Consider the following 19,703-nt stretch of genomic DNA (forward strand, 5'->3'; position numbering starts at 1 on the left):
CCCCGACGGAGTCGTCAAGCATCCGCAGCAGCAACCCCCGCAAAGCCACCCGCTCCGCCCGCGAGAGCCCCGCAAGCGGCTCCCGCGCGAACCGCAGGGACACCCGCAGGCTCCGCGCGACCCCCCGCCCCTCCTCGGTCGCCGCCGCCAGCTTCACCCGCCGGTCACCGGGGTCGGGCCGCCGCTCGACCAGCCCCCGCGCCTCCAGCCGATCCACGATCCCGGTGACATTGGACGGCTCGCACTTCAGCTTCTGGGCCAGCCGCCGCATGGGCAGCGGCTCCAGCGAGAGCAGGCTCAGCAGCCGCGCCTGCGCCCCGGTCAGCGCATGCTCCGCCGCCGCCTCCTCGTACTCCTCGTGGTAACGCGCCACCACCGTGCCGATCAGGTCGACGACCTCAAGTGTCAGAGGGTCTATCCGGGGAGACTTCTGCGGGGACATGTGCTCCAGGCTACCCCCCTTACTTGACACCATGAAATATTGAGGCACATTGTTGTTTCAGGTGCTGAAACATTTGCGCCGGCAGAGCCGCCGTCCCCACGGAAAGATGCCTCCCCATGACCGACCACACCTCTGAACTCCCCACCACGAACCGCGAATGGCACCTCGTCAGCCGCCCCGTCGGCTGGCCGAAGCCCGAGGACTTCGCCCTGGTCGAGGCCGAGCTGAAGCAGCCGGGCCCGGACCAGGTCCTGGTGCGCAACAAGCACCTCTCGGTGGACCCGTACATGCGCGGCCGCATGAGCGCCGCGAAGTCGTACGTCGCCCCCTTCGAACTCGGCAAGGTCATGCAGGGCGGCGCCGTCGGCGAGGTCGTCGCGTCGAACGCCGAGGGCATCGCCGTCGGCGACCACGTCCTGCACTTCTTCGGCTGGCGCGAGTACGCCGTGGTCGATGCCAAGAACGCCGTCAAGGTCGACCCCGAGGCCGCGCCCCTGACCACGTACCTCGGCGTCCTCGGCATGACCGGCCTCACCGCGTACGCGGGCCTCCTGCGCACCGCCGCCTTCAAGGAGGGCGACTCCGTCTTCGTGTCGGGTGCCGCCGGCGCCGTCGGCAGCCAGGTCGGCCAGCTCGCCAGGCTCAAGGGCGCCTCGCGGGTCATCGGCTCCGCCGGTTCCGACGAGAAGGTCCAGCTGCTGGTGGAGGAGTACGGCTTCGACGCCGCCTTCAACTACAAGGACGGCCAGGTGAGCGAGCAGCTGAGGAAGGCCGCCCCGGACGGCGTCGACGTCTACTTCGACAACGTCGGCGGCGACCACCTGGAGGCGGCCATCGGCTCCCTCAACCTCCGCGGCCGTATCGCGATCTGCGGAATGATCTCCGTCTACAACAACACGGAGCCCGCGCCGGGCCCGAAGAACCTCGGCCGTCTCATCGCGACCCGCGGCCGTATCGAGGGCTTCCTCGTCGGCGACCACTACGACCTGCAGCCGCAGTTCGTCGAGGAGGTCGGCCCCTGGGTCGCCTCCGGCGAACTCAAGTACCGCGAGACGGTCGTCGAGGGCATCGAGAACAACCTGGAGGCGTTCCTCGGGGTCCTGCGCGGCGACAACACCGGCAAGATGATCGTCACGCTCTGACGCCGGCGCGCCTGAGGGGCGCGGGGAACCGCGCGCCCAGCCACAGCGGACCCGCACCCGGCGGACGGGCGGGAGAGCCGGGAGCAGAGAGCCGGGCGGGAGAGCTCCGGGGCGCAGCCCCGGTAAGGTGCAGCCATGCGTGATGTGGCGGCGGGGTTCAAGTACTTGATGCGCGGCCAACGCTGGGTGGTCCGGCACGGAAAACAGTTCGGCTTCGGACTGATCCCGGGCCTCATCACCCTCGTGCTGTACGCCGCCGCACTGGTCGCGCTGGCCCTGTGGGGCACCGACTTCGTCTCCTGGGCCACCCCCTTCGCCGACGACTGGTCGAGCCCCTGGCTCGGCCTCTTCCGCGGCTTCCTCACGGCGGTCCTCTTCGCGCTCGCCCTGCTCCTCTCCGTGGTCACCTTCACCGCGGTCACCCTGGTCCTCGGCCAGCCCTTCTACGAGAGCCTCTCCGAGAAGGTGGACCGGGACGTGTCCCCGGACGGCACGGCCCCCGAGTCGGGCCTCCCGCTCTGGCGCGAACTGCTGATCTCGGCACGGGACAGCCTCCGGATCGTGGCCAGGGCACTGGTGTGGGGCGTGCTGCTCTTCGCGCTCGGGTTCATCCCGTTCGTCGGGCAGACCGTCGTGCCGGTGATCGGCTTCTTCGTCACCGGCTTCTTCCTCACCGAGGAGCTGACGGCGGTCGCCCTGCAACGGCGTGGCGTCGTGCTCCGCGACCGCCTCACCATGCTCCGCTCCCGCCGGACGCTCGTCTGGGGCTTCGGCACCCCGCTGGGCCTCGCCTTCCTCGTCCCCTTCGTCGCCGTCTTCCTGATGCCCGGCGCGGTCGCGGGCGCCACACTGATGGCCCGCGACCTGCTGGGCGAGGAGACGCGCGAGGAGAACTCGGCCGACGGCGACCCCGCGAATCCCGTGAACCCCGTGCATCCAGTGGGACCTGCGAATCCCGCAGGACCTACGAATCCCACGGGCCCGGTCAGTTGGTGACGTTCGCCGCCACCTTCAGGATCGACCGCACCTGGGCGATGATGTCCAGCCGGTTCTGGACGAACTGAGGATCGGTGACCGTCCCGCTCGCCGGGTCCGTGTTGCCCGCCCCGAACTGCAGTACCGGCGTGTGGACATGGCCGCCGGGGAGCGAGTCGTGCAGACCGAGACGGTCGCGCAGCAGCGTCGCGCGGTACGCGATCTCGTTGGAGAGGTAGTCACCGCCCCCGCCCGCCCGCGCCGTCGAGCCCGCGGTCGGTCCGTCGGGGCGTACGACGGGCGCCGTCCCGCCCGCCGGGATCTCGGTCACCGACGTGTTGTCGTACACGGGGAAGCGTCCCGTGTCCGCGGCGACGATGTCCTTGTACGGCAGGGTCGTCGACGTCCACTGCGGCTGCGAGGCCGGGTCGGTCACCGGGACCGTCTCGGTGCGCGAGACGTTCTCGTTGTCCGGGAAGCCGCCCCGCCAGGCCCCGTTGGTCCGCTCGACGTCGATGCGGCCCACCCGGCCCTGGCTGATCGTCGTGAACAGGTCGACGTGGGGGAGGTGCCGGCGCAGTGTCCGCTCCACCGTGCCCTCGGCGAAGTCCTGCCAGCGGACGGGGAAGACGGCGGTCTCGACGCGCGCCGGACCGTCCGCCGTGTTGATCACCGTGCCGTCCAGCGCGAGCGCGGTCGCCCCCGACGGGTTGGAGATCCGCACGTCCCGGTCCAGCGTGAACGGGTCGAACCCGGTCACCAGAATCCGCTTGACTCCCTTGCTCCCCTTGCTTGCCTTGCTTGTCTCGGTGTGGGGATAGCGGATGGTGTCCTGGCCGCGCGAGGTACGTTCCAGCGCCGCGAGCAGCTTGGTGCGCCGGGCCTCGGTGAGGCCGAACTCCGGCTGCCACTGGCGTACTTCACGTGTCATGCCGAGCCGTGCCCAGTACAGCGGCCGGTCGTCGTCCCTGCTGAGGTCACCGCCTGCGGGGCCGCGGCCCTGGGCCCGGTCCACCGCCCGCTGCCACAGCCGGGCACCCTGCCGCTCGACCACGCGCTCGGCCTGTGCGTACGAGCGCGCCTTGCCCAGGGCGCGGGCGAACTGCGGTGCCACCGTGTCGAATCCGGACCGGGTCAGGATCTCCTGGGGCGCCGCTCTGTCGAGGCGCTGTTCCTCCACGGTGGGCGTGGCCGCGGGGTTCTCCGCGGCGAGGGCGGGCGGCGCGGCGAGTCCCGCCAGCAGAGCCAGGCCGAGGACACCGATCGGAACTCGTATGTGCGTCAAGGTGGTTCAGGTCCTTCCGTCGCGGGTGGGGACGTCGTCGGATGGCGGCAGTATGCGTGACGCACGGGACACGCGCCATGGCGCGTGTCTCTCGTGCCTCGCCTGTCTCCCGTGACTGCCGTGACTGCCGTGACTGCCGTGACTGCCGTGACTGTCATGGCTGCCGCGACTGTCGTGAGGGGTCAGCCCTCGCCCAGCAGCGTGAGGAAGTCCCGGAACGCCGCAGGCATGTCCACCGACTCCGGCGCGAGCAGCCACTGGTACTGCAGCCCGTCCATCACCGCGACGAGCAGGGGCGCGGCCCGCTCCGGTGTGAGCCCGCTGGGCAGCCGCTCCCCGTACTCGGTCCGCAGCACCTGTGTCATGTTGGCGCGCACGGCCTCGTACCGTTCGGTGAAGAACTCGCGCGCCGGATGCCCCTCCGTGACGCTCTCGCCGAGCAGCGCCGAGAAGGTCTGTACGATCCCGGGCCGCATGGCGTTGTACTCGACCAGCTGTCCGAGCAGGTCGAGCGGCCACCCGGTGCCGGGGACCGCGTCCCACTGGTCGCGCTCCGCCAGTACGGCGACGAGCAGCGCCTCCTTGGTCGGGAAGTGGTGCAGCAGCCCCTGCGGGGTGAGGGCGACGCGCTCGGCGACCGCCGCCAGGCTCGCGCCCCGGTAACCACGCTCGGCGATCACCTCAAGCGCCGCCCGGAGAATCTCCGCACGCCGCTCCGTGCCCCTGGCCGACCTGGCCGCCCCGCTCGTCATGACGTCACCGTACGACGGCCACGGCCTCCAGGTGGCGACCGTAACGTAACGATAACGAAACCTACCGACCGACAGGTAACGGTCGCACGATGGGGAAGACACGACGGAGAGCCGGAGCCGGACAGAAGCCAGAGACGCGGAACGGACTTCACGGTTCAGCGGTGCAACGGTTCAGCGGTGCAACGGTTCAGCGGTGCAACGGATCAGCGGTGCAACGGTTCAACGAGGAGGCATGGCCATGGCAGGAACCCGGCCCACCCCGGCCGATCAGGCGCGCGAGGCAGTGGTCGAGGCGGCTCTCGCCGGTCTCGACCTGGACACGAAGGCGCGGCTGCTCGCCGGACAGGACATGTGGTCCCTGCCCGCGCTGCCCGAGATCGGGCTGAAGTCACTGGTCATGTCCGACGGCCCGATCGGTGTCCGGGGCGTGCGCTGGTCCGCCGACGACCCGTCCGTCGCCCTGCCGTCCCCGACCGCGCTCGCCGCCACCTGGGACCCCGCCCTGGCCCGCCGCGCCGGCCGGCTCCTCGCCCAGGAGGCCCGCCGCAAGGGTGTGCACGTCCTGCTCGCCCCCACGGTCAACCTGCACCGTTCCCCGCTCGGCGGCCGTCACTTCGAGGCGTACAGCGAGGACCCGTACCTCACCGGACGGATCGGCTCCGGGTACGTGACCGGGGTGCAGGAGGGCGGCGTCGGCACCACCGTCAAACACTTCGTCGCCAACGACGCCGAGACCGACCGCTTCACCGTGAACAACGTGCTCTCCGAGCGTGCCCTGCGCGAGCTCTACCTGGCGCCCTTCGAGGCCATCGTGAAGAACGCCCACCCCTGGGGCATCATGACCGCCTACAACTCGGTCAACGGCACGACGATGACCGAGCATCGCCACCTGGTCGACGAGATCCTGCGCGGCGAGTGGGGCTTCGACGGCTTCAACGTCTCCGACTGGATGGCCGCCCGCTCGACCGTCGGCAGCATCGAGGGCGGCCTGGACGTCGCGATGCCAGGGCCGACCACCGTGTACGGGCCCGCGCTCGCCGCCGCCGTCCGGGCCGGCGAGACCGACGAGGCGAAGGTCGACGAGGCCGTGCGCAACGTCCTGCGCCTGGCCGCCCGCGTCGGCATCCTGGCGGGCGCCGAGCCCGTCGTCACCGACCCGCCCGGATTCCCCGAGACGATCGACGGCGAGTCGCTCGCCCGCGAGATCGCCCGCCGCGCCTTCGTACTCGTACGCAACGAAGGCGCCCTCCCGGTCCCGGACGGGCACTCGGTCGCGCTCATCGGCGCGGCGGCCCGTGACGCCCGTGTCCTCGGCGGCGGCTCCGCCACCGTCTTCCCGGCCCGGATCGTCTCCCCGCTGGACGGCCTGACCGCCGCCCTGCCGAAGGGCACGCTGACGTACGCGGTCGGCGCCGACCCGAGCCAGGTACTGGCCGCCGCCGACAAGGGGTTCGAGCTGCGCGCGGTCTGCCGCGACGCCGGGGGCGAGGTCGTGGGCACCCGTTCCGCGCCGAGCGGCCACATCCAGTGGATGGGCAACGACCTGCCCGACGGCGTCACCCACGACCGCCTCGACAGCGTCGAACTGACCGGCACCTTCACGCCGCGCGAGAGCGGCCCGCACAGGTTCGGCATCAAGGGACTCGGCGCCTTCGTGCTCACGATCGACGGTACGGAGTACTTCGACGGAGTCCAGAGCACCGACGTGGCCGACCCGTTCGTGACGTTCTTCGGCGACCCGGTGGAGCGCGCCACGGTGGACCTGACCGCGGGCCGGGACTACGAGGTCTCACTGCGCCACGCCGTCGTCCTCCCCGCCGACATGCCGATGAAGATGATCAGCTTCACGCTCGCCCACCAGGAGCCCCGGCGCGACGCCGACGAACTGATCGCCGAGGCGGTCGAGGCGGCCCGCGCCGCCGACACGGCGATCGTCGTGGTCGCGACGACCGAACAGGTCGAGTCCGAGGGCTTCGACCGCGCCGACCTCCGACTCCCGGGCGGTCAGGACGAGTTGGTGCGCGCGGTCGCCGCCGCCAACCCGAACACCGTCGTGGTCGTCAACTCCGGGTCCCCGGTGGAGCTGCCGTGGCGCGACGAGGTCGCCGCGGTGCTCCTCGGCTGGTTCCCGGGCCAGGAGGGCGGCGCCGCCCTCGCCGACGTCCTCACCGGCGCGCACGAGCCCGGCGGCCGACTCCCCACGACCTGGGGCTCCTTCGAGGCGGCCCCGGTCACCGGGGTCACCCCGACCGACGGCGAACTCCCTTACAGAGAGGACGTATTCATCGGCTACCGCGCCTGGGAGAAGGAGGGCCGCACCCCGTCGTACCCCTTCGGCCACGGCCTCGGCTACACGGACTGGACGTACGACGAGATCGACGTCACGGACACAACGATCACGACGGACACGACGGTCACGGTCCGCGTCACCAACTCCGGCACCCGCACCGGCCGAGAGACCGTCCAGATCTACGTGGCCCCGTCGGACCCCACACCGGACCGCCCGACCCGCTGGCTGGCGGGCTTCGCGAACGTAGAGGCATCCCCAGGCGAATCCGTCGAAACAACCATCGCCCTCCCCACCCGAACCTTCGAAACCTGGGACCCCCAGACCCACACCTGGACCCCCATCAAGGGCCCATACAAAATCGAGGCCTCCCACTCCCTGACCGACACCAGACTGACCACGACACACGACTTCTAGGGGCGCGGGGAACGGCGCAACCTTCTGCTTTCGAGGGCGCGGGGAACTGCGCGACCAGCCACAACGCACCCGCACCCAATAACGGCGCCTGCCCACCCTCACGCCGGAGGCGTACGCGCGGTCACAACGCCGTACGCCATCTCAGCAAGCCGCGCCTGCCCGTCCTTGCTCGGATGGAACCAGTCCCAGTGACTCAACTGCTCCGTACCGAACCGGTACTCGAACACCGCCCCACCATCGAACCGGCACCGCCGATCCTTCGCACACACCTCTTCCAGCACCGTGTTGTACGACTCGACCCGGTCCTGCACCGTGTCCCGCCGCAACGTCGCCGCCGCGCTGAGCGAATCCGCGTCGCCGAGCATCGACGGGCAGATCCCGAGCTTCCAGATCTGCTTGCCCAGCTTGTTCACCCGCCCCTGCGACCACAACCGCTTCAGATCGGGCACGCTCGACACGTACACCTGGGTCTTCGGCAGCGTCTTGCGCAGGGTGGTCAGCGCGTCCTCGAACTGCGTGCGGAAGTCCGCGACCGAGGTCATCGCGGACACCGACGCGCGGCAGGCGTCGTTCGCGCCGGCCATCACCGTGACCAGTTCGGGCTTCTTCGCCGCGGCCTGGGCCATCTGGGCGGGCAGGTCGGACATACGGGAGCCGGTCGCCGCGTAGTTCCAGCTGTGCCGGGCGGCCCCGGTCGCCCCCAGGAGGCGTACCGCGAGGCTGTTCACCTTCGCGTCGGTGCCGGTGGCCCACGACACCTCCGGGCAGTCGGTCAGCACCGAACAGGCGTCGAAACCGCGGGTGATCGAGTCGCCGACCGCGGCCAGTGAGCGCGGAGTGCGGTCCCAGGCCGGAGTGGGTCTGGGCGACGGCTTCGCGGCCCGCGCGGTGGTGCCCGTCGGGCCGGGGGAGTCACCGCCGACCGCGTCGCATCCGGTCAGTCCCGCGCCGCCGACAAGAGCCGCCACGACGGCCACGACAGTGACGACGAGGCCCCGCGAGCGGTGACCACGGTTCCGCATCCCCAGTTCCCCTCGTCCGTCTCGTCCGTCTCGTTCATCTCGGTCGTCCCGGTCGGCGCGTACCGACGTCAAAGGCCCGCCCCCAAGCGTCCTCCCGGGTGGCTGTGCGCGCCCGGGGGAGGCCTCGCGGACCCCCCGGCCGGCGGACCGTCACAGGTCCCGCCGGGTGAAACCTCCGTGTTTACGGGCGCTGGGACCGACGGTACGTCACACCCCTTGCGCCGCCGCACGGTAGCCTCGCCACGTGGCCGCCCTGCCACTGAACGAACCGCCAACCCAAAAGATGCCCGCTCTGTCCGGAGGTCCCAGTGACGACACGTGGAGTTCTCTACGTGCACTCGGCGCCGCGCGCGCTGTGCCCGCACGTCGAGTGGGCCGTCGCGGGCATGCTCGGCACACGGGTCAGTCTCGACTGGATCCGGCAGCCCGCCTCGCCCGGCACCTGGAGATCGGAGTTCTCCTGGAAGGGCGAGGTCGGCACCGCCTCCAAACTCGCCTCGGCGCTGCGCGGCTGGCAGATGCTGCGCTTCGAGGTCACCGCCGAGCCGTGCGCCACCGCCGAGGGCGAGCGCTACAGCTGCACCCCTGACCTGGGTATCTTCCACGCGGTGACCGGGATCCACGGCGACATCCTGATCCCGGAGGACCGCCTGCGCGCCGCCCTGGCCCGCTCTCAGCAGGGCGAGACGCGACTGGAGTCCGAACTCACCAAGCTCCTCGGCAAGCCTTGGGACGACGAACTGGAACCCTTCCGCTACGCGGGAGAGGGCGCCCCGGTCCGCTGGCTCCACCAGGTGGTCTGAGCCCAAAGGGGCGTTTTCGGGGGCGCGGGGAACTGCGCGACCAGCCCCCACCAGCCGGTCACCCACCCACAAACAACAAGTGGCCCAGCACCCCAGAAGGAGCCGAGCCACTCACCAACAAGCCAAGAACGGCCGAATCCAGACCGTCCAAGCTGTCTAGACCGTACGGAACGCCAGAGCCACGTTGTGCCCGCCGAACCCGAACGAATCGTTCAGCGCGGCGATCCGCCCGTCGACGGGCAACTTCCGGGCCTCCCCACGAACGATGTCCGCGGTGGCCTCCGCCTCGGGGTCGAGGTTCTCGACGTTGATGGTCGGCGGCGCGACCCGGTTGTAGAGCGCCAGCACCGTGGCCACCGACTCCACCCCACCGGCCCCACCGAGCAGATGCCCCGTCATGGACTTCGTGGCGGACACGGCGAAATGGTCGGCGTCGTCGCCGAACACCTTCCGCAGTGCCTTCAGCTCGGCCACGTCTCCGGCCGGCGTGGAGGTCGCGTGCGCGTTGACGTGCACGATCTCCGCCGGGTTCAGGTCGGTGTTGTCGAGCAGGTTCTGCAGGGCGTGGGCGATGCCCCGTCCCTCCGGCTCCGGCTGCACGATGTCGTGGGCGTCGGAGGAGATGCCCTGGCCGACCGCCTCCGCGTAGACGCGGGCACCGCGCCCGGCGGCGTGCTCGGCCGACTCCAGGACGATCACGCCGGCGCCCTCGCCGAGGACGAAGCCGTCACGGCTGATGTCGTACGGACGCGAGGCGCCCTGCGGGTTGTCGTTGTTCTTGGACATCGCCATCATGTTGCCGAACGCGGCGATGGGCAGCGGATGGATGGCCGCCTCCGTGCCACCGGCGACGACGACGTCGGCGCGGCCGGTGCGGATCATCTCGATGGCGTAGCCGATGGCCTCGGCACCCGACGCGCAGGCGGAGACCGGGGTGTGCACACCGGCGCGGGCGCCGACGAGCAGACCCACGTTGGCCGAGGGGCCGTTCGGCATGAGCATGGGCACGGTGTGCGGGGAGACGCGGCGTACGCCCTTCTCCTTGAGCACGTCGTACTGGTCGAGCAGGGTCGTGACGCCACCGATGCCGGAGGCGACGACCGTGCCGAGGCGGTGGGGGTCGACCGCCGTGTCCTCGCCGGCCTTGCCGGTGAATCCGGCGTCCGCCCAGGCCTCCTTGGCCGCGATCAGCGCGAACTGCGCCGAGCGGTCAAGTCGGCGGGCCTGCGGGCGCGGGATGACCTCGCCCGGCTCCACGGCGATCTGCGCGGCGATACGGACCGCCTGGTCGGCGGCCCAGTCCTGCTCCAGAGGGCCGACACCGGAACGTCCGGCGACCAGGCCCTCCCAAGTAGAGGCTGCGTCGCCACCCAGCGGTGTGGTTGCGCCGATACCGGTGACGACCACGGTGCGATTGGTCGGGCTCACGGGAATTCTTTCTCCAACGGATACGAGGATTCAGCGGCGCCACCGCCGGGTGGCGGGGCTAGCGGCACTCGGGGCTGAGAGGTGCTCAGCCCTGGTGCTTGAGGATGTACTCGGTCGCGTCGCCGACCGTCTTGAGGTTCTTGACGTCGTCGTCGGGGATCTTGACGTCGAAGCGCTCTTCGGCGGCGACGACGACCTCGACCATGGACAGCGAGTCGACATCGAGGTCGTCGGTGAAGGACTTCTCCGTCTGGACGTCCTCGACCGGGATGCCGGCGATCTCGTTCACGATGTCGGCGAGACCGGCGACGATCTCTTCCTGAGTGGCGGCCATGTCAGGCGCTCCTTCTTGTGTATCCAGAGGGTGTGGCGGTACTGCCGCCCGGAACGTTCCGGACGGAGTGCCTAGGGGAGGGTAACGACCGTCGCGGCGTAAACGAGACCCGCCCCGAAGCCGATGACGAGCGCGGTGTCGCCGCTCTTCGCTTCGCCGGTCGCCAGGAGCCGCTCCATAGCGAGCGGAATCGAGGCGGCCGAGGTGTTGCCGGTGGTGCGCACGTCACGCGCGACCGTGACGTGTTCCGGCAGCTTGAGAGTCTTCACCATCGAGTCGATGATCCGCTCGTTGGCCTGGTGGGGAATGAAGACGTCCAAGTCGTCCGCAGTGAGTCCGGCGGCTTCCAGCGCCTCCTTGGCGACCTTCGCCATCTCGAACACGGCCCAGCGGAACACCGCCTGGCCTTCCTGCGTGATCGCGGGGAACTTGACCTTGCCCCGGGAGTCCACGGGCAGCCGGGACACGTCGCCGCTCCGGAACTCGTCCCACGGCACGGTCTGCTTGATCGTGCTGGACTTGTCGCCCTCGGAACCCCAGATGGTGGGACCGATGTGCGGCTCCTGGGAGGGTCCCACGACGACCGCGCCCGCGCCGTCACCGAACAGGAAGGCCGTCGCGCGGTCCTCCAGGTCGGTCAGGTCGGACAGCCGCTCGACGCCGATGACGAGCACATGCTCCGCCGAGCCGTCGACGATCATGCCCTTGGCCAGGGTCAGTCCGTAGCCGAAGCCGGCGCAGCCCGCCGAGATGTCGAAGGCCGCGGCCTTCGCCGTACCGAGCTTGTCGGCGATCTCGGTGGCGACGGCCGGGGTCTGGCTGAAGTGGGAAACGGTCGAGACGATGACGGCGCCGATCTGCGCGGCGTCGATCCCGGCGTCGGCGATCGCCTTGCCGGACGCCTCGATCGACATGGCGGCGACGGTCTCCTCGTCGTTCGCCCAGTGCCGGGTCTCGATGCCGGAGCGCGAACGGATCCATTCGTCGGACGAGTCGATACGTTCGAGGATCACCTCGTTCGGCACGACACGAACCGGGCGGTAGCCACCCACACCGAGGATGCGCGCGTACGGGGCGCCCTTGCGGGCCTTGATCTTCGCCATGCTCTGTCGGCTCCTTACGCGCTCAGGTCGGAGGCGTGCTCGGCGATGAGCTCGCGAGCCGCGTCGAGGTCGTCGGGTGTCTTCAGCGCCAGCGTCTTCACACCGGGCAGCGCGCGCTTGGCGAGACCGGTCAGCGTGCCGCCGGGGCACACCTCGATCAGCGCGGTCACGCCGAGTTCCTTGAAGGTCTCCATGCACAGGTCCCAGCGGACCGGGTTGGCGACCTGGCCGACCAGCCGGGAGACGACCTCGGCGCCCGTGGCGACGGTCCGGCCGTCCTTGTTCGAGACGTACGTGATCGTCGGGTCGGCCGGCGACAGCTCCGCCGCGGCCTTCGCGAGGACGTCGACCGCCGGGGCCATGTGGCGGGTGTGGAACGCGCCCGCGACCTTCAGGGCCACCACCCTGCGTACGCCCTCGGGCTTGTCCGCCTCCAGGGCGGCCAGCTCCTCCAGCGTGCCGGCGGCCACGATCTGGCCCGCGCCGTTCACGTTCGCCGGGGTCAGGCCGAGCTTCTCCAGGTGCGGAATCGTCACGTCGGGGTCGCCGCCGAGCAGCGCCGACATACCGGTGCGCGTGACGGCGGCGGCCTCGGCCATCGCCAGGCCCCGCTCGCGTACGAGCTTCAGCGCGGCCGTGTCGTCCAGGACACCCGCGAGGACGGCGGCCGTGAACTCACCGACGCTGTGGCCCGCGACGGCGGCAGGCGCCTGGGCACCGAGCGCGGCGGCGGACAGGAGACCGGCGGCGACCAGCAGCGGCTGCGCGACGGCCGTGTCACGGATCGCGTCCGCGTCGGCCAGCGTTCCGTAGTGGGCGAGGTCGAGCCCGATGGCGTCCGACCACGCGGCGACGCGGTCGGCACCGCCGGGGAGGTCGAGCCAAGGAGTCAGGAAGCCGGGCGTCTGGGCACCCTGGCCGGGAGCGACGAGTACGAGCACTTACACACTCTCTCTTGTGGACGGGCTCGGCCGCCCGTGGGGACAGGGACGAAGAACAGCAGAGGGAATTGTAGGTCCCCGACAAAAGCACTAGAGCTGGGGATCGCCGGCGGCCAGACGTCCCAGGATCAGCGCGATCCGCAGCGTGAACGCGGAGCGTACGTCGGAAGGCGACCAGCCGGTGACGTCAGTCACACGTCGAAGCCGGTAGCGCACGGTGTTGGGATGCACGAAGAGCATCCGGGCCGCCCCTTCGAGACTGCTCGCCTGTTCGAGATAGACGCTCAGCGTCTCCAGGAGCGCGGACCCGGCCTCCTCCAGTGGTCTGTAGATCTCCTCCACCAGTTGGTCGCGGGCCGCAGGGTCACCGGCGATCGCGCGCTCCGGCAGGAGATCGTCCGCCAGTACCGGCCGCGGGGCGTCCTGCCAGGCGAAACACGCCTTGAGCCCGGCGGCGGCGGCCTGCGCGGAACGGGTCGCGGCGAGCAGGTCGGGCACCACGGGACCGGCCACCACGGCTCCGGCGGCGTACGGCCCGATCAGGGACTTGGCGACGGCCAGGGGATTGTCGCTGCCGCCCGCGATGACGACCAGGCGGTCACCGAGGACACCGGTGAGCACCTGCAGCTTGGCGTGCCGGGCGGCCCGCCGGATGGCCTCGACGGTCAGCTCGCTGTCGCCGTCGGGTGCCGTGCCCAGCACCACGCACACATGCTCGGGCGAGCTCCAGCCGAGGGCCGCGGCCCGGGACACCGCCCCTTCGTCCGCCTCGCCGGAGAGCACCGCGTTCACCACCAGCGACTCAAGCCGGGCGTCCCAGGCGCCGCGGGCCTCGGCGGCCTGCGCGTACACCTGGGCGGTGGCGAAGGCGATCTCCCGGGCGTACACGAGCAGCGCCTCGCGGAGCACGTTCTCGTCGCCCGGGGCCGCGACCTCGTCGATCGCGGACTCCATCACCTCGATCGTCGTCCGCACCATCTCCACGGTCTGGCGCAGGGTGATCGCCCTGGTCAGCTCGCGCGGGGCGGTGCCGAAGACGTCCGTGGAGATCGCCTGGGGAGCGTTCGGATGCCGGAACCACTCCGTGAACGCGGCGATACCGGCCTGCGCGACGAGGCCGATCCACGACCTGTTCTCCGGAGGCATCGCCCGGTACCAGGGCAGCGTCTCGTCCATGCGCGCGATGGCCTGGGCGGCGAGGCTGCCGGACGACTTCTCCAGCCGCTTCAGGGTCGCGGTGTGCGCATGGGCGGCACGCGCCGCGCGTTCGCGTTCGGTGTTGCTGGGTTCGGGTTCGGGCACAGAACAAGACTGCCTCATCGGGACGACAGGATGCGGCGGCGGGTCGCGGGTGGCGCCGCCGACGGGTCTACCGTGGGGGCGTGATGGACGTACGGCGCGCCGACGAGCGCTACCGCGGAGGCGATCCGGCGGCCGGGATCGAGTCCCTGCACGCCTTCTCCTTCGGCCCGCACTACGACCCGGACAACCTCCGCTTCGGAGCGGTCATCGCCTGCAACGAGGAGCGTCTGGCCCCCGGCGCCGGCTTCGACGAGCACCCGCACAGCCACACCGAGATCGTCACCTGGGTCGTCGAGGGCGAGCTGACCCACCGGGACAGCACGGGCCACGAGTCGGTCGTACGCCCCGGGGACGTCCAGCGCCTGAGCTCGGCGGGCGGCGTCCGCCACGTCGAACGCAACGACGGCGACCGGCCGCTGCGCTTCGTCCAGATGTGGCTCGCCCCCCTGGAGCCGGGCGGCGACCCCGCGTACGAGATCGTCCGCGGCATAGCGGACTCCACGCCGTACGCGGTCCCGGAGGCGGCCGCGATGCTCCACGTACGCCGCCTGACACCGGGGGAGCGCACGGCGGTACCGGACGCGCCCTTCCTGTACGCGCATGTCGTACGCGGCGAAGTCCTGCTGGGCGGCGAGGTGTTGCAGGCCGGGGACGCGGCGCGCATCACGGATGCGAAGGACGTGGCGGCGGTGGCCCGGGACGAGACGGAGCTGCTGCTCTGGGAGATGACAGCGGGCTGACCGAACGGGCGGGCCATAGGCGGGTGATGGCGTGCTGCTGGTCTCCTCCTCTGGTCGGAGTCCGGGGTTCGACCGTGGGCGGATGACGGGGAGATCACCGCGTCGGAAGCTGCGGGCATGACTTCTTCACAAGCATCCGCCGGGGACCCGGTGGCCATCAGGGTCGAGGGGCTGACCAAGAGGTACGGCCGTAGAACGGCGGTCGACGACCTGTCGTTCACGGTCGGGTCCGGAAGGGTGACGGGGTTCTTCGGCCCGAACGGAGCCGGGAAGACCACGGCGCTCAAGGCGGTCGTCGGCCTGTCACGGCCCACCGCGGGCCGGGCGTTCGTCCGGGGCACGCCAGTCAGGACGATCAAGCCCGACGCCCGCCTGCTCGGCGTGTACATCGAGCCGTGCGGGGCCCATCCCGGCCGGACCGGCCGGGCGCACCTGCGGTCACTGGCCGCGCTGGCCGGACTGCCCGGCCGCCGAGTCGGTGAGGTCCTGGAACTGGTCGGCCTGGAGGAGGCGGCCCGGGGCAGGGTCGGGAAGTACTCGATGGGCATGCGGCAGCGGCTCGGGCTCGCCGCGGCGCTGCTCGGCGATCCGGAGATCCTGGTGCTGGACGAGCCGGTGAACGGCCTGGACCCGCAGGGCATTCGCTGGTTGCGGACGTTGCTGCGGGAGCGGGCCGCGAACGGAGGCACGGTCCTGCTGTCCAGCCACATGCTGGGTGAGGCTGCCCAGACCGTCGACGACGTGATCGTGATCGACCGGGGCCGGCTGGTCCACGAAGGCCCGATCCGGGACCTCGAACGGTCCGGGCGGAGCGGGGTCGTGGTGCGCACCGCCGAGGCCGAGCGCCTGTCGGGCCTGGTGGTCGCGGCAGGTGGCCGCACGGAGCGCGAGGACGGCGGCGGGCTGCTGGTCGAAGGTCTTGAGGCCGCGGAGGTGGCACGGCTGGCCCACCGCGAAGGTGTCCTGCTGGAGGAGATCGTCCGGCGGACCGCTTCGCTGGAGGATGTCTTCTTCGGTCTCACGGACGGGACGAGCCGATGAGCCGTCTGCTGCGAGGCGAACTGATCAAGACCGTGACCACCCGGACCGTGCTGGGCTTCGCGGTGGGCGGGGTCGCGTTCGCGGTCCTCAACGTTCTGGTGGTCGCGGTGGCGTCGGGCACCCTGGACGAGGTGGCCGAGAAGGAGGAGGCACTGTCGGGGTTGCCGATCCTGCTGCTGCTCTGGGGGCTGGTCGGCGCGGCAGGGGAGTACCGGCACCGGACGGCCGCGCCGGCGGCTCTGGTGGGCCGCCGTGACCGCGGGGTCGTGCTGTCGGCGAGAATTGCCGCTTACGCGCTGACCGGGCTCCTGCTCGGCGCGCTGACGACCATGGTGTCGGTCGGGCTCGCGTTGCCGCTGCTGAGTGACCAGCCCGGTCCCGACCTCACCTCGGGAGACGTCGGTGCCGTCGTGGCGGGCAACCTCGTGGCGTTCGTCCTGTCCGCGATCCTGGGCGCCGCCCTCGGCGCCCTGATCCGTAGCCCGGTCCTGGGAGTGGTCGTCCTGCTGCTCGTGAACTTCGCCGTGGTCCCGCTGCTGTCCGGGGTCTGGGAATCGGGAGTCAACCTCACGCCGTTCGGCGCGGCCGGAGTTCTGAGCCGGATGACGCACGACACCACCCTGTCGGTGGTCTCCGCCGGATGGGTGCTGGCCGCGTGGACGGTCGCGGTCACGCTGGTCGCGGTCGTCGTCGAGCGACGGCGCGATCTGGCGTGAACCGGCTCCCTCGGTGGGCCCGGGCGGCGTACGACCTGCTGGTCGCACGCCGGTCGGCGCTGTTCGACCTCGCGCTGGCGGTGATCACGACCGGCGTGGAGCTGGGGCAGCTCTTCGACGGCGAGACCCCGGTCGGCGTGGTCCGGGTCGGCGTGATCCCGGTCGGCGTGGTCCCGGTCGTGGTGACGGTGCTTGCCGGCTCCGTCCTGCTCGTCCGCCGCCGGGCCCCCTTGGCGGTGCTCATCGCGGCCTGTGCGGGAGCCGCGGTGCTCGTGCCGCTGGGCTACTCCCCGGGCGGGGCGCCCGTCGTGGTCGCTCTTGCCTCGCTCGCCGACCTGCGGGACCGAAGGGTCTCGGTGGCGGCGCTCGTGCCGACGGCGCTGTTCCTGCTGTTGGCGAGCATCTCGTCGCTGCCCATCCCGATCGGCGCCTGGGCGCTCGGCTCGTACCTGCAGACCCGGCGGCGCTACACCTGGGCGCTGGAGGACCGCGCGGCCACCCTGGAACGTGAGCGCGAGCAGCTCGACCAGATCGCGGCACAGCGGGAACGGGCATCCATCGCCCGCGAGCTCCACGACATCGTCGCCCACTCGGTCACCGTCATACTGATCGGCGTGCGCGGCGCCCGGGACATCCTGCCGACCTCACCCCGGGTCGCGGCCGAAACCCTGGAACGGGTCGAGGCCAGCGCGGAGCAGAGCCTGGCCGAGCTCCGCCGGATCCTCGTCCTGCTGCGCACGCCGGACAACAGCGCGCAGCGGCGCCCGCAGCCGTCGCTCGACCAGCTGGCCGAGCTGGTCGCCGGATACCGGACGGCCGGGATGCCGGTCCGGCTGGAACTCACCGGCAGGGCACGGCCGTTGGCCGGCGGCCTCGAACTGTCGGCCTACCGGATCGTCGAGGAGGCGCTGACCAATGTGCTCAAACACACCGATCCCACGCAGGTCACGGTGACGCTCGACTACGGCCGGACGCAACTGGACGTCACGGTCGAGGACAACGGCGGCGGCCACGATCCCGTCCCGTCGGCAGACTCGGCCGACGGGCACGGCATCCTCGGGATGCGCGAGCGGGCGGCGGTGGCAGGCGGCAGCCTCGACGCCCGCCCCACCGCAGACGGATTCCTGGTGACCGCCCGGCTGCCCGTCGGCGAGGCGGCATGACCATCCGCCTGCTGATCGTCGACGACCAGGAGCTGATCCGGACCGGCTTCCGTCTGTTCCTGCAGACCCAGAACGACCTGGAGGTCGCCGGCGAGGCCGCCGACGGCCACGAGGCACTCACCCAGGCCGCCGTGCTGCGCCCCGACGTGGTCCTGATGGACATCCGCATGCCGCGCATGGACGGTATCGAGGCCACCTCCCGGCTGACCACCGCCGGTTCCTCGCCGCGGGTGCTGGTCCTCACGACCTATGACCTGGACGAGTACGTCTTCGGCGCGCTGCGGGCGGGCGCCTCGGGTTTCCTGCTCAAGGACGCCTCCCGCGAGCGCCTGCTGGAAGCGATCCGGGTCGTGCACGCCGGCGAGGCGCTGCTGTCGCCGTCGATCACCCGCAGACTCATCGAGGACTACGCCACCCGCGCCGAACCGCTCCGGCCCCCGAGCCGGCTGCTGGCCGGTCTCACTCCCCGGGAACGGGAGATCCTCCTCCTGGTGGCTCGGGGCCTGTCGAACCCGGAGATCGCCGCGCACCTGGTCGTGACCGAGGCCACGGTGAAAAGCCACGTCGGCAGCGTGTTCGCCAAGCTCCACCTGCGCGACCGCGCCCAAGCAGTGGTATTCGCCTACGAGAACGGCTTCGTCCTCCCCGGGGGCTCAGGCTGATCCTGCGACCGCCGGGGCGTCCGTGCGGATGTCGAGAGGGGAAGCGCTGGTGACGTGCGTCACGTAGCTGCTTCAGCGCCGCAGCTCCGCGAGCACCGCGTCGGTGAACGCGGGCCACACCTCGGCCGCCCACGGTCCGAAGGTGCGATCGGTCAGGGCCACGCAGGCCACCTCCGCGTCCGGGTCGATCCACAGGAACGTACCGGACTGGCCGAAGTGCCCGAAGGTACGAGGCGAGGACGAACTGCCCGTCCAGTGGGGGGACTTGGAGTCGCGGATCTCGAAGCCGAGGCCCCAGTCGTTGGGATTCTGGTGCCCGTACCCCGGCAGGACGCCCTTCGTCCCCGGGTACTGCACGGTCATTGCCTCGGCGACCGTCCGAGGGTCGAGCAGCCGCGGCGCCTGCACCTCGGCGGCGAACCGCACCAGGTCGTCGACGGTGGAGACCCCGTCCTTCGCGGGGGAGCCGTGGGGGGAGCCGCCGGGGGAACTGTCGAGGGTCGTCGACGTCATCCCGAGCGGTTCGAGGACCGCCTGCTTCAGATACTCGGCGAAGGGAATCTCCGTGGCCTTCGCGATGTGCTCGCCCAACTGCTCGAACCCGGCGTTGGAGTACAGCCGCCGCTGTCCGGGCGGAGCCGTCACCCGATGCTCGTCGAAGGCGAGCCCACTGGTGTGCGCGAGCAGATGCCGCACGGTGGACCCCTCGGGCCCGGCCGCCTCGTCGAGGTCGACGGCCCCCTCCTCGTACGCGACGAGAGCGGCGTAAGCGGTCAGCGGCTTCGTCACGGAGGCCAGCGCGAACCGCTGCGAGGCGGGACCGTAAGCCCCGAGCACGACACCGTCCGCCCGCACGACGCCAACGGCAGCGGTAGAAACGGGCCACTTCTCGACCAGCGCAAGACTCTCCACAGACATGCACCAGAGCCTACGGTCCCCCTGAGCCCGCAGATTCTTGAGGGGCGCGGGGAGCGGCGCAGTCTTTCGTCTTTCAGGGGCGCGGGGAACTGCGCGACAAGCCCCCACCGGCCCGCGGGTGACCCCGGTCGGGTGTCAACCGCGGGCCGGTGGGGGCTTGTCGCGCAGCTCCCCGCGCCCCTGACGGGGCATGGCCACCCTGGCCCGTCAGCGATACGCGGCAAACCTGC

The 19,703-nt window shown here is 71.1% G+C and carries 19 protein-coding genes; 9 read left to right on the forward strand and 10 right to left on the reverse strand.

All coding sequences use genetic code 11. The features are described from left to right. A partial coding sequence (locus AOK01_RS01290; protein ID WP_055507447.1) for a MarR family winged helix-turn-helix transcriptional regulator occupies nt 1-442 on the reverse strand: 442 nt, incomplete at its 3' end. Nucleotides 443-558: 116 nt separating this feature from the next. On the opposite strand from AOK01_RS01290, the gene AOK01_RS01295 reads away from it, so the two are divergent. Both AOK01_RS01295 and AOK01_RS01300 read left to right on the forward strand, forming a co-directional pair. Continuing rightward, complete coding sequence (locus AOK01_RS01295; RefSeq protein ID WP_055507449.1) at nt 559-1,584, forward strand: NADP-dependent oxidoreductase; 1,026 nt, start codon at nt 559-561, stop codon at nt 1,582-1,584. 135 nt (nt 1,585-1,719) lie between these two features. After that, complete coding sequence (locus AOK01_RS01300) at nt 1,720-2,580, forward strand: EI24 domain-containing protein (protein ID WP_055507451.1); 861 nt, start codon at nt 1,720-1,722, stop codon at nt 2,578-2,580. Here the strand turns inward: AOK01_RS01300 and AOK01_RS01305 are convergent. Both AOK01_RS01305 and AOK01_RS01310 read right to left on the reverse strand, forming a co-directional pair. Continuing rightward, complete coding sequence (locus AOK01_RS01305) at nt 2,570-3,844, reverse strand: pyroglutamyl-peptidase I (protein WP_055507453.1); 1,275 nt, start codon at nt 3,842-3,844, stop codon at nt 2,570-2,572. The two genes, AOK01_RS01300 and AOK01_RS01305, sit on opposite strands and share 11 nt — an antisense overlap. 182 nt (nt 3,845-4,026) lie before the next feature. Beyond that, complete coding sequence (locus AOK01_RS01310; RefSeq protein WP_055507455.1) at nt 4,027-4,596, reverse strand: TetR/AcrR family transcriptional regulator; 570 nt, start codon at nt 4,594-4,596, stop codon at nt 4,027-4,029. Between the two features lie 238 nt (nt 4,597-4,834). Between AOK01_RS01310 and AOK01_RS01315 the strand changes: the two genes are divergently transcribed. Then, nucleotides 4,835-7,300 carry a glycoside hydrolase family 3 protein gene (locus tag AOK01_RS01315; protein WP_055507457.1) on the forward strand — a complete coding sequence of 822 codons (2,466 nt, stop codon included), beginning with the start codon at nt 4,835-4,837 and terminating at the stop codon, nt 7,298-7,300. Between the two features lie 98 nt (nt 7,301-7,398). On the opposite strand, the gene AOK01_RS01320 is transcribed toward AOK01_RS01315, so the two are convergent. Then, on the reverse strand, nt 7,399-8,322 hold the full coding sequence (locus tag AOK01_RS01320) for an SGNH/GDSL hydrolase family protein (protein ID WP_055507459.1): 924 nt from the start codon (nt 8,320-8,322) through the stop codon (nt 7,399-7,401). Nucleotides 8,323-8,630: 308 nt separating this feature from the next. On the opposite strand from AOK01_RS01320, the gene AOK01_RS01325 reads away from it, so the two are divergent. Beyond that, nucleotides 8,631-9,125 carry a DUF3145 domain-containing protein gene (locus tag AOK01_RS01325; RefSeq protein ID WP_055507461.1) on the forward strand — a complete coding sequence of 165 codons (495 nt, stop codon included), beginning with the start codon at nt 8,631-8,633 and terminating at the stop codon, nt 9,123-9,125. A gap of 156 nt (nt 9,126-9,281) precedes the next feature. On the opposite strand, the gene AOK01_RS01330 is transcribed toward AOK01_RS01325, so the two are convergent. The 5 genes from AOK01_RS01330 to AOK01_RS01350 form a co-directional block, all read right to left on the reverse strand. Further along, on the reverse strand, nt 9,282-10,553 hold the full coding sequence (locus AOK01_RS01330; RefSeq protein WP_055507463.1) for a beta-ketoacyl-[acyl-carrier-protein] synthase family protein: 1,272 nt from the start codon (nt 10,551-10,553) through the stop codon (nt 9,282-9,284). A gap of 85 nt (nt 10,554-10,638) precedes the next feature. Further along, nucleotides 10,639-10,887: an acyl carrier protein gene (locus AOK01_RS01335; protein WP_055507465.1), complete on the reverse strand. Its 249-nt coding sequence runs from the start codon at nt 10,885-10,887 to the stop codon at nt 10,639-10,641. A 71-nt stretch (nt 10,888-10,958) separates the two neighbouring features. After that, nucleotides 10,959-11,990 (reverse strand): ketoacyl-ACP synthase III, encoded by a 1,032-nt coding sequence (locus AOK01_RS01340; RefSeq protein WP_055507467.1) that lies wholly within the window; start codon nt 11,988-11,990, stop codon nt 10,959-10,961. Nucleotides 11,991-12,004: 14 nt separating this feature from the next. Further along, nucleotides 12,005-12,931, reverse strand: a complete 927-nt coding sequence (locus AOK01_RS01345) for an ACP S-malonyltransferase (RefSeq protein WP_055507469.1) — start codon at nt 12,929-12,931, stop codon at nt 12,005-12,007. Nucleotides 12,932-13,021: 90 nt separating this feature from the next. Further along, nucleotides 13,022-14,233: a PucR family transcriptional regulator gene (locus AOK01_RS01350; RefSeq protein WP_245702025.1), complete on the reverse strand. Its 1,212-nt coding sequence runs from the start codon at nt 14,231-14,233 to the stop codon at nt 13,022-13,024. An 83-nt stretch (nt 14,234-14,316) separates the two neighbouring features. Between AOK01_RS01350 and AOK01_RS01355 the strand changes: the two genes are divergently transcribed. The 5 genes from AOK01_RS01355 to AOK01_RS01375 all read left to right on the forward strand — a co-directional run bounded on the left by AOK01_RS01355 (nt 14,317) and on the right by AOK01_RS01375 (nt 18,555). Further along, a complete protein-coding gene (locus tag AOK01_RS01355; protein WP_055507473.1) occupies nt 14,317-14,973 on the forward strand; it encodes a pirin family protein in 657 nt (218 codons plus the stop codon). A 117-nt stretch (nt 14,974-15,090) separates the two neighbouring features. Beyond that, nucleotides 15,091-16,014 (forward strand): ABC transporter ATP-binding protein, encoded by a 924-nt coding sequence (locus tag AOK01_RS01360; RefSeq protein ID WP_055507475.1) that lies wholly within the window; start codon nt 15,091-15,093, stop codon nt 16,012-16,014. Then, the gene (locus tag AOK01_RS01365; RefSeq protein WP_055507477.1) at nt 16,011-16,730 is read left to right on the forward strand and encodes an ABC transporter permease; all 720 of its coding nucleotides are present in this window, start codon (nt 16,011-16,013) and stop codon (nt 16,728-16,730) included. Before AOK01_RS01360 ends, AOK01_RS01365 begins: the two co-directional genes overlap by 4 nt. Then, on the forward strand, nt 16,727-17,893 hold the full coding sequence (locus tag AOK01_RS01370) for a sensor histidine kinase (RefSeq protein ID WP_055507479.1): 1,167 nt from the start codon (nt 16,727-16,729) through the stop codon (nt 17,891-17,893). The genes AOK01_RS01365 and AOK01_RS01370 overlap by 4 nt, the downstream gene beginning before the upstream one ends. After that, a complete protein-coding gene (locus AOK01_RS01375) occupies nt 17,890-18,555 on the forward strand; it encodes a response regulator (protein ID WP_055507481.1) in 666 nt (221 codons plus the stop codon). Before AOK01_RS01370 ends, AOK01_RS01375 begins: the two co-directional genes overlap by 4 nt. 72 nt (nt 18,556-18,627) lie before the next feature. On the opposite strand, the gene AOK01_RS01380 is transcribed toward AOK01_RS01375, so the two are convergent. Beyond that, nucleotides 18,628-19,473 (reverse strand): serine hydrolase domain-containing protein, encoded by an 846-nt coding sequence (locus AOK01_RS01380; protein ID WP_055507483.1) that lies wholly within the window; start codon nt 19,471-19,473, stop codon nt 18,628-18,630. Nucleotides 19,474-19,703: the final 230 nt, after the last annotated feature.

This window comes from Streptomyces aurantiacus, from assembly GCF_001418335.1.
GTDB classification, from domain to species: domain Bacteria; phylum Actinomycetota; class Actinomycetes; order Streptomycetales; family Streptomycetaceae; genus Streptomyces; species Streptomyces aurantiacus.

What these genes read in the sequence shown, in the direction of transcription:
- AOK01_RS01340 (WP_055507467.1), bottom strand. Translation starts at nt 11,990, where the DNA reads ATGGCGAAGATCAAGGCCCGCAAGGGCGCCCCGTACGCGCGCATCCTC.
- AOK01_RS01315 (WP_055507457.1), top strand. Translation starts at nt 4,835, where the DNA reads ATGGCAGGAACCCGGCCCACCCCGGCCGATCAGGCGCGCGAGGCAGTG.
- AOK01_RS01320 (WP_055507459.1), bottom strand. Translation starts at nt 8,322, where the DNA reads ATGCGGAACCGTGGTCACCGCTCGCGGGGCCTCGTCGTCACTGTCGTG.
- AOK01_RS01360 (WP_055507475.1), top strand. Translation starts at nt 15,091, where the DNA reads ATGACTTCTTCACAAGCATCCGCCGGGGACCCGGTGGCCATCAGGGTC.
- AOK01_RS01300 (WP_055507451.1), top strand. Translation starts at nt 1,720, where the DNA reads ATGCGTGATGTGGCGGCGGGGTTCAAGTACTTGATGCGCGGCCAACGC.
- AOK01_RS01310 (WP_055507455.1), bottom strand. Translation starts at nt 4,596, where the DNA reads ATGACGAGCGGGGCGGCCAGGTCGGCCAGGGGCACGGAGCGGCGTGCG.
- AOK01_RS01355 (WP_055507473.1), top strand. Translation starts at nt 14,317, where the DNA reads ATGGACGTACGGCGCGCCGACGAGCGCTACCGCGGAGGCGATCCGGCG.
- AOK01_RS01375 (WP_055507481.1), top strand. Translation starts at nt 17,890, where the DNA reads ATGACCATCCGCCTGCTGATCGTCGACGACCAGGAGCTGATCCGGACC.
- AOK01_RS01365 (WP_055507477.1), top strand. Translation starts at nt 16,011, where the DNA reads ATGAGCCGTCTGCTGCGAGGCGAACTGATCAAGACCGTGACCACCCGG.
- AOK01_RS01295 (WP_055507449.1), top strand. Translation starts at nt 559, where the DNA reads ATGACCGACCACACCTCTGAACTCCCCACCACGAACCGCGAATGGCAC.
- AOK01_RS01380 (WP_055507483.1), bottom strand. Translation starts at nt 19,473, where the DNA reads ATGTCTGTGGAGAGTCTTGCGCTGGTCGAGAAGTGGCCCGTTTCTACC.
- AOK01_RS01335 (WP_055507465.1), bottom strand. Translation starts at nt 10,887, where the DNA reads ATGGCCGCCACTCAGGAAGAGATCGTCGCCGGTCTCGCCGACATCGTG.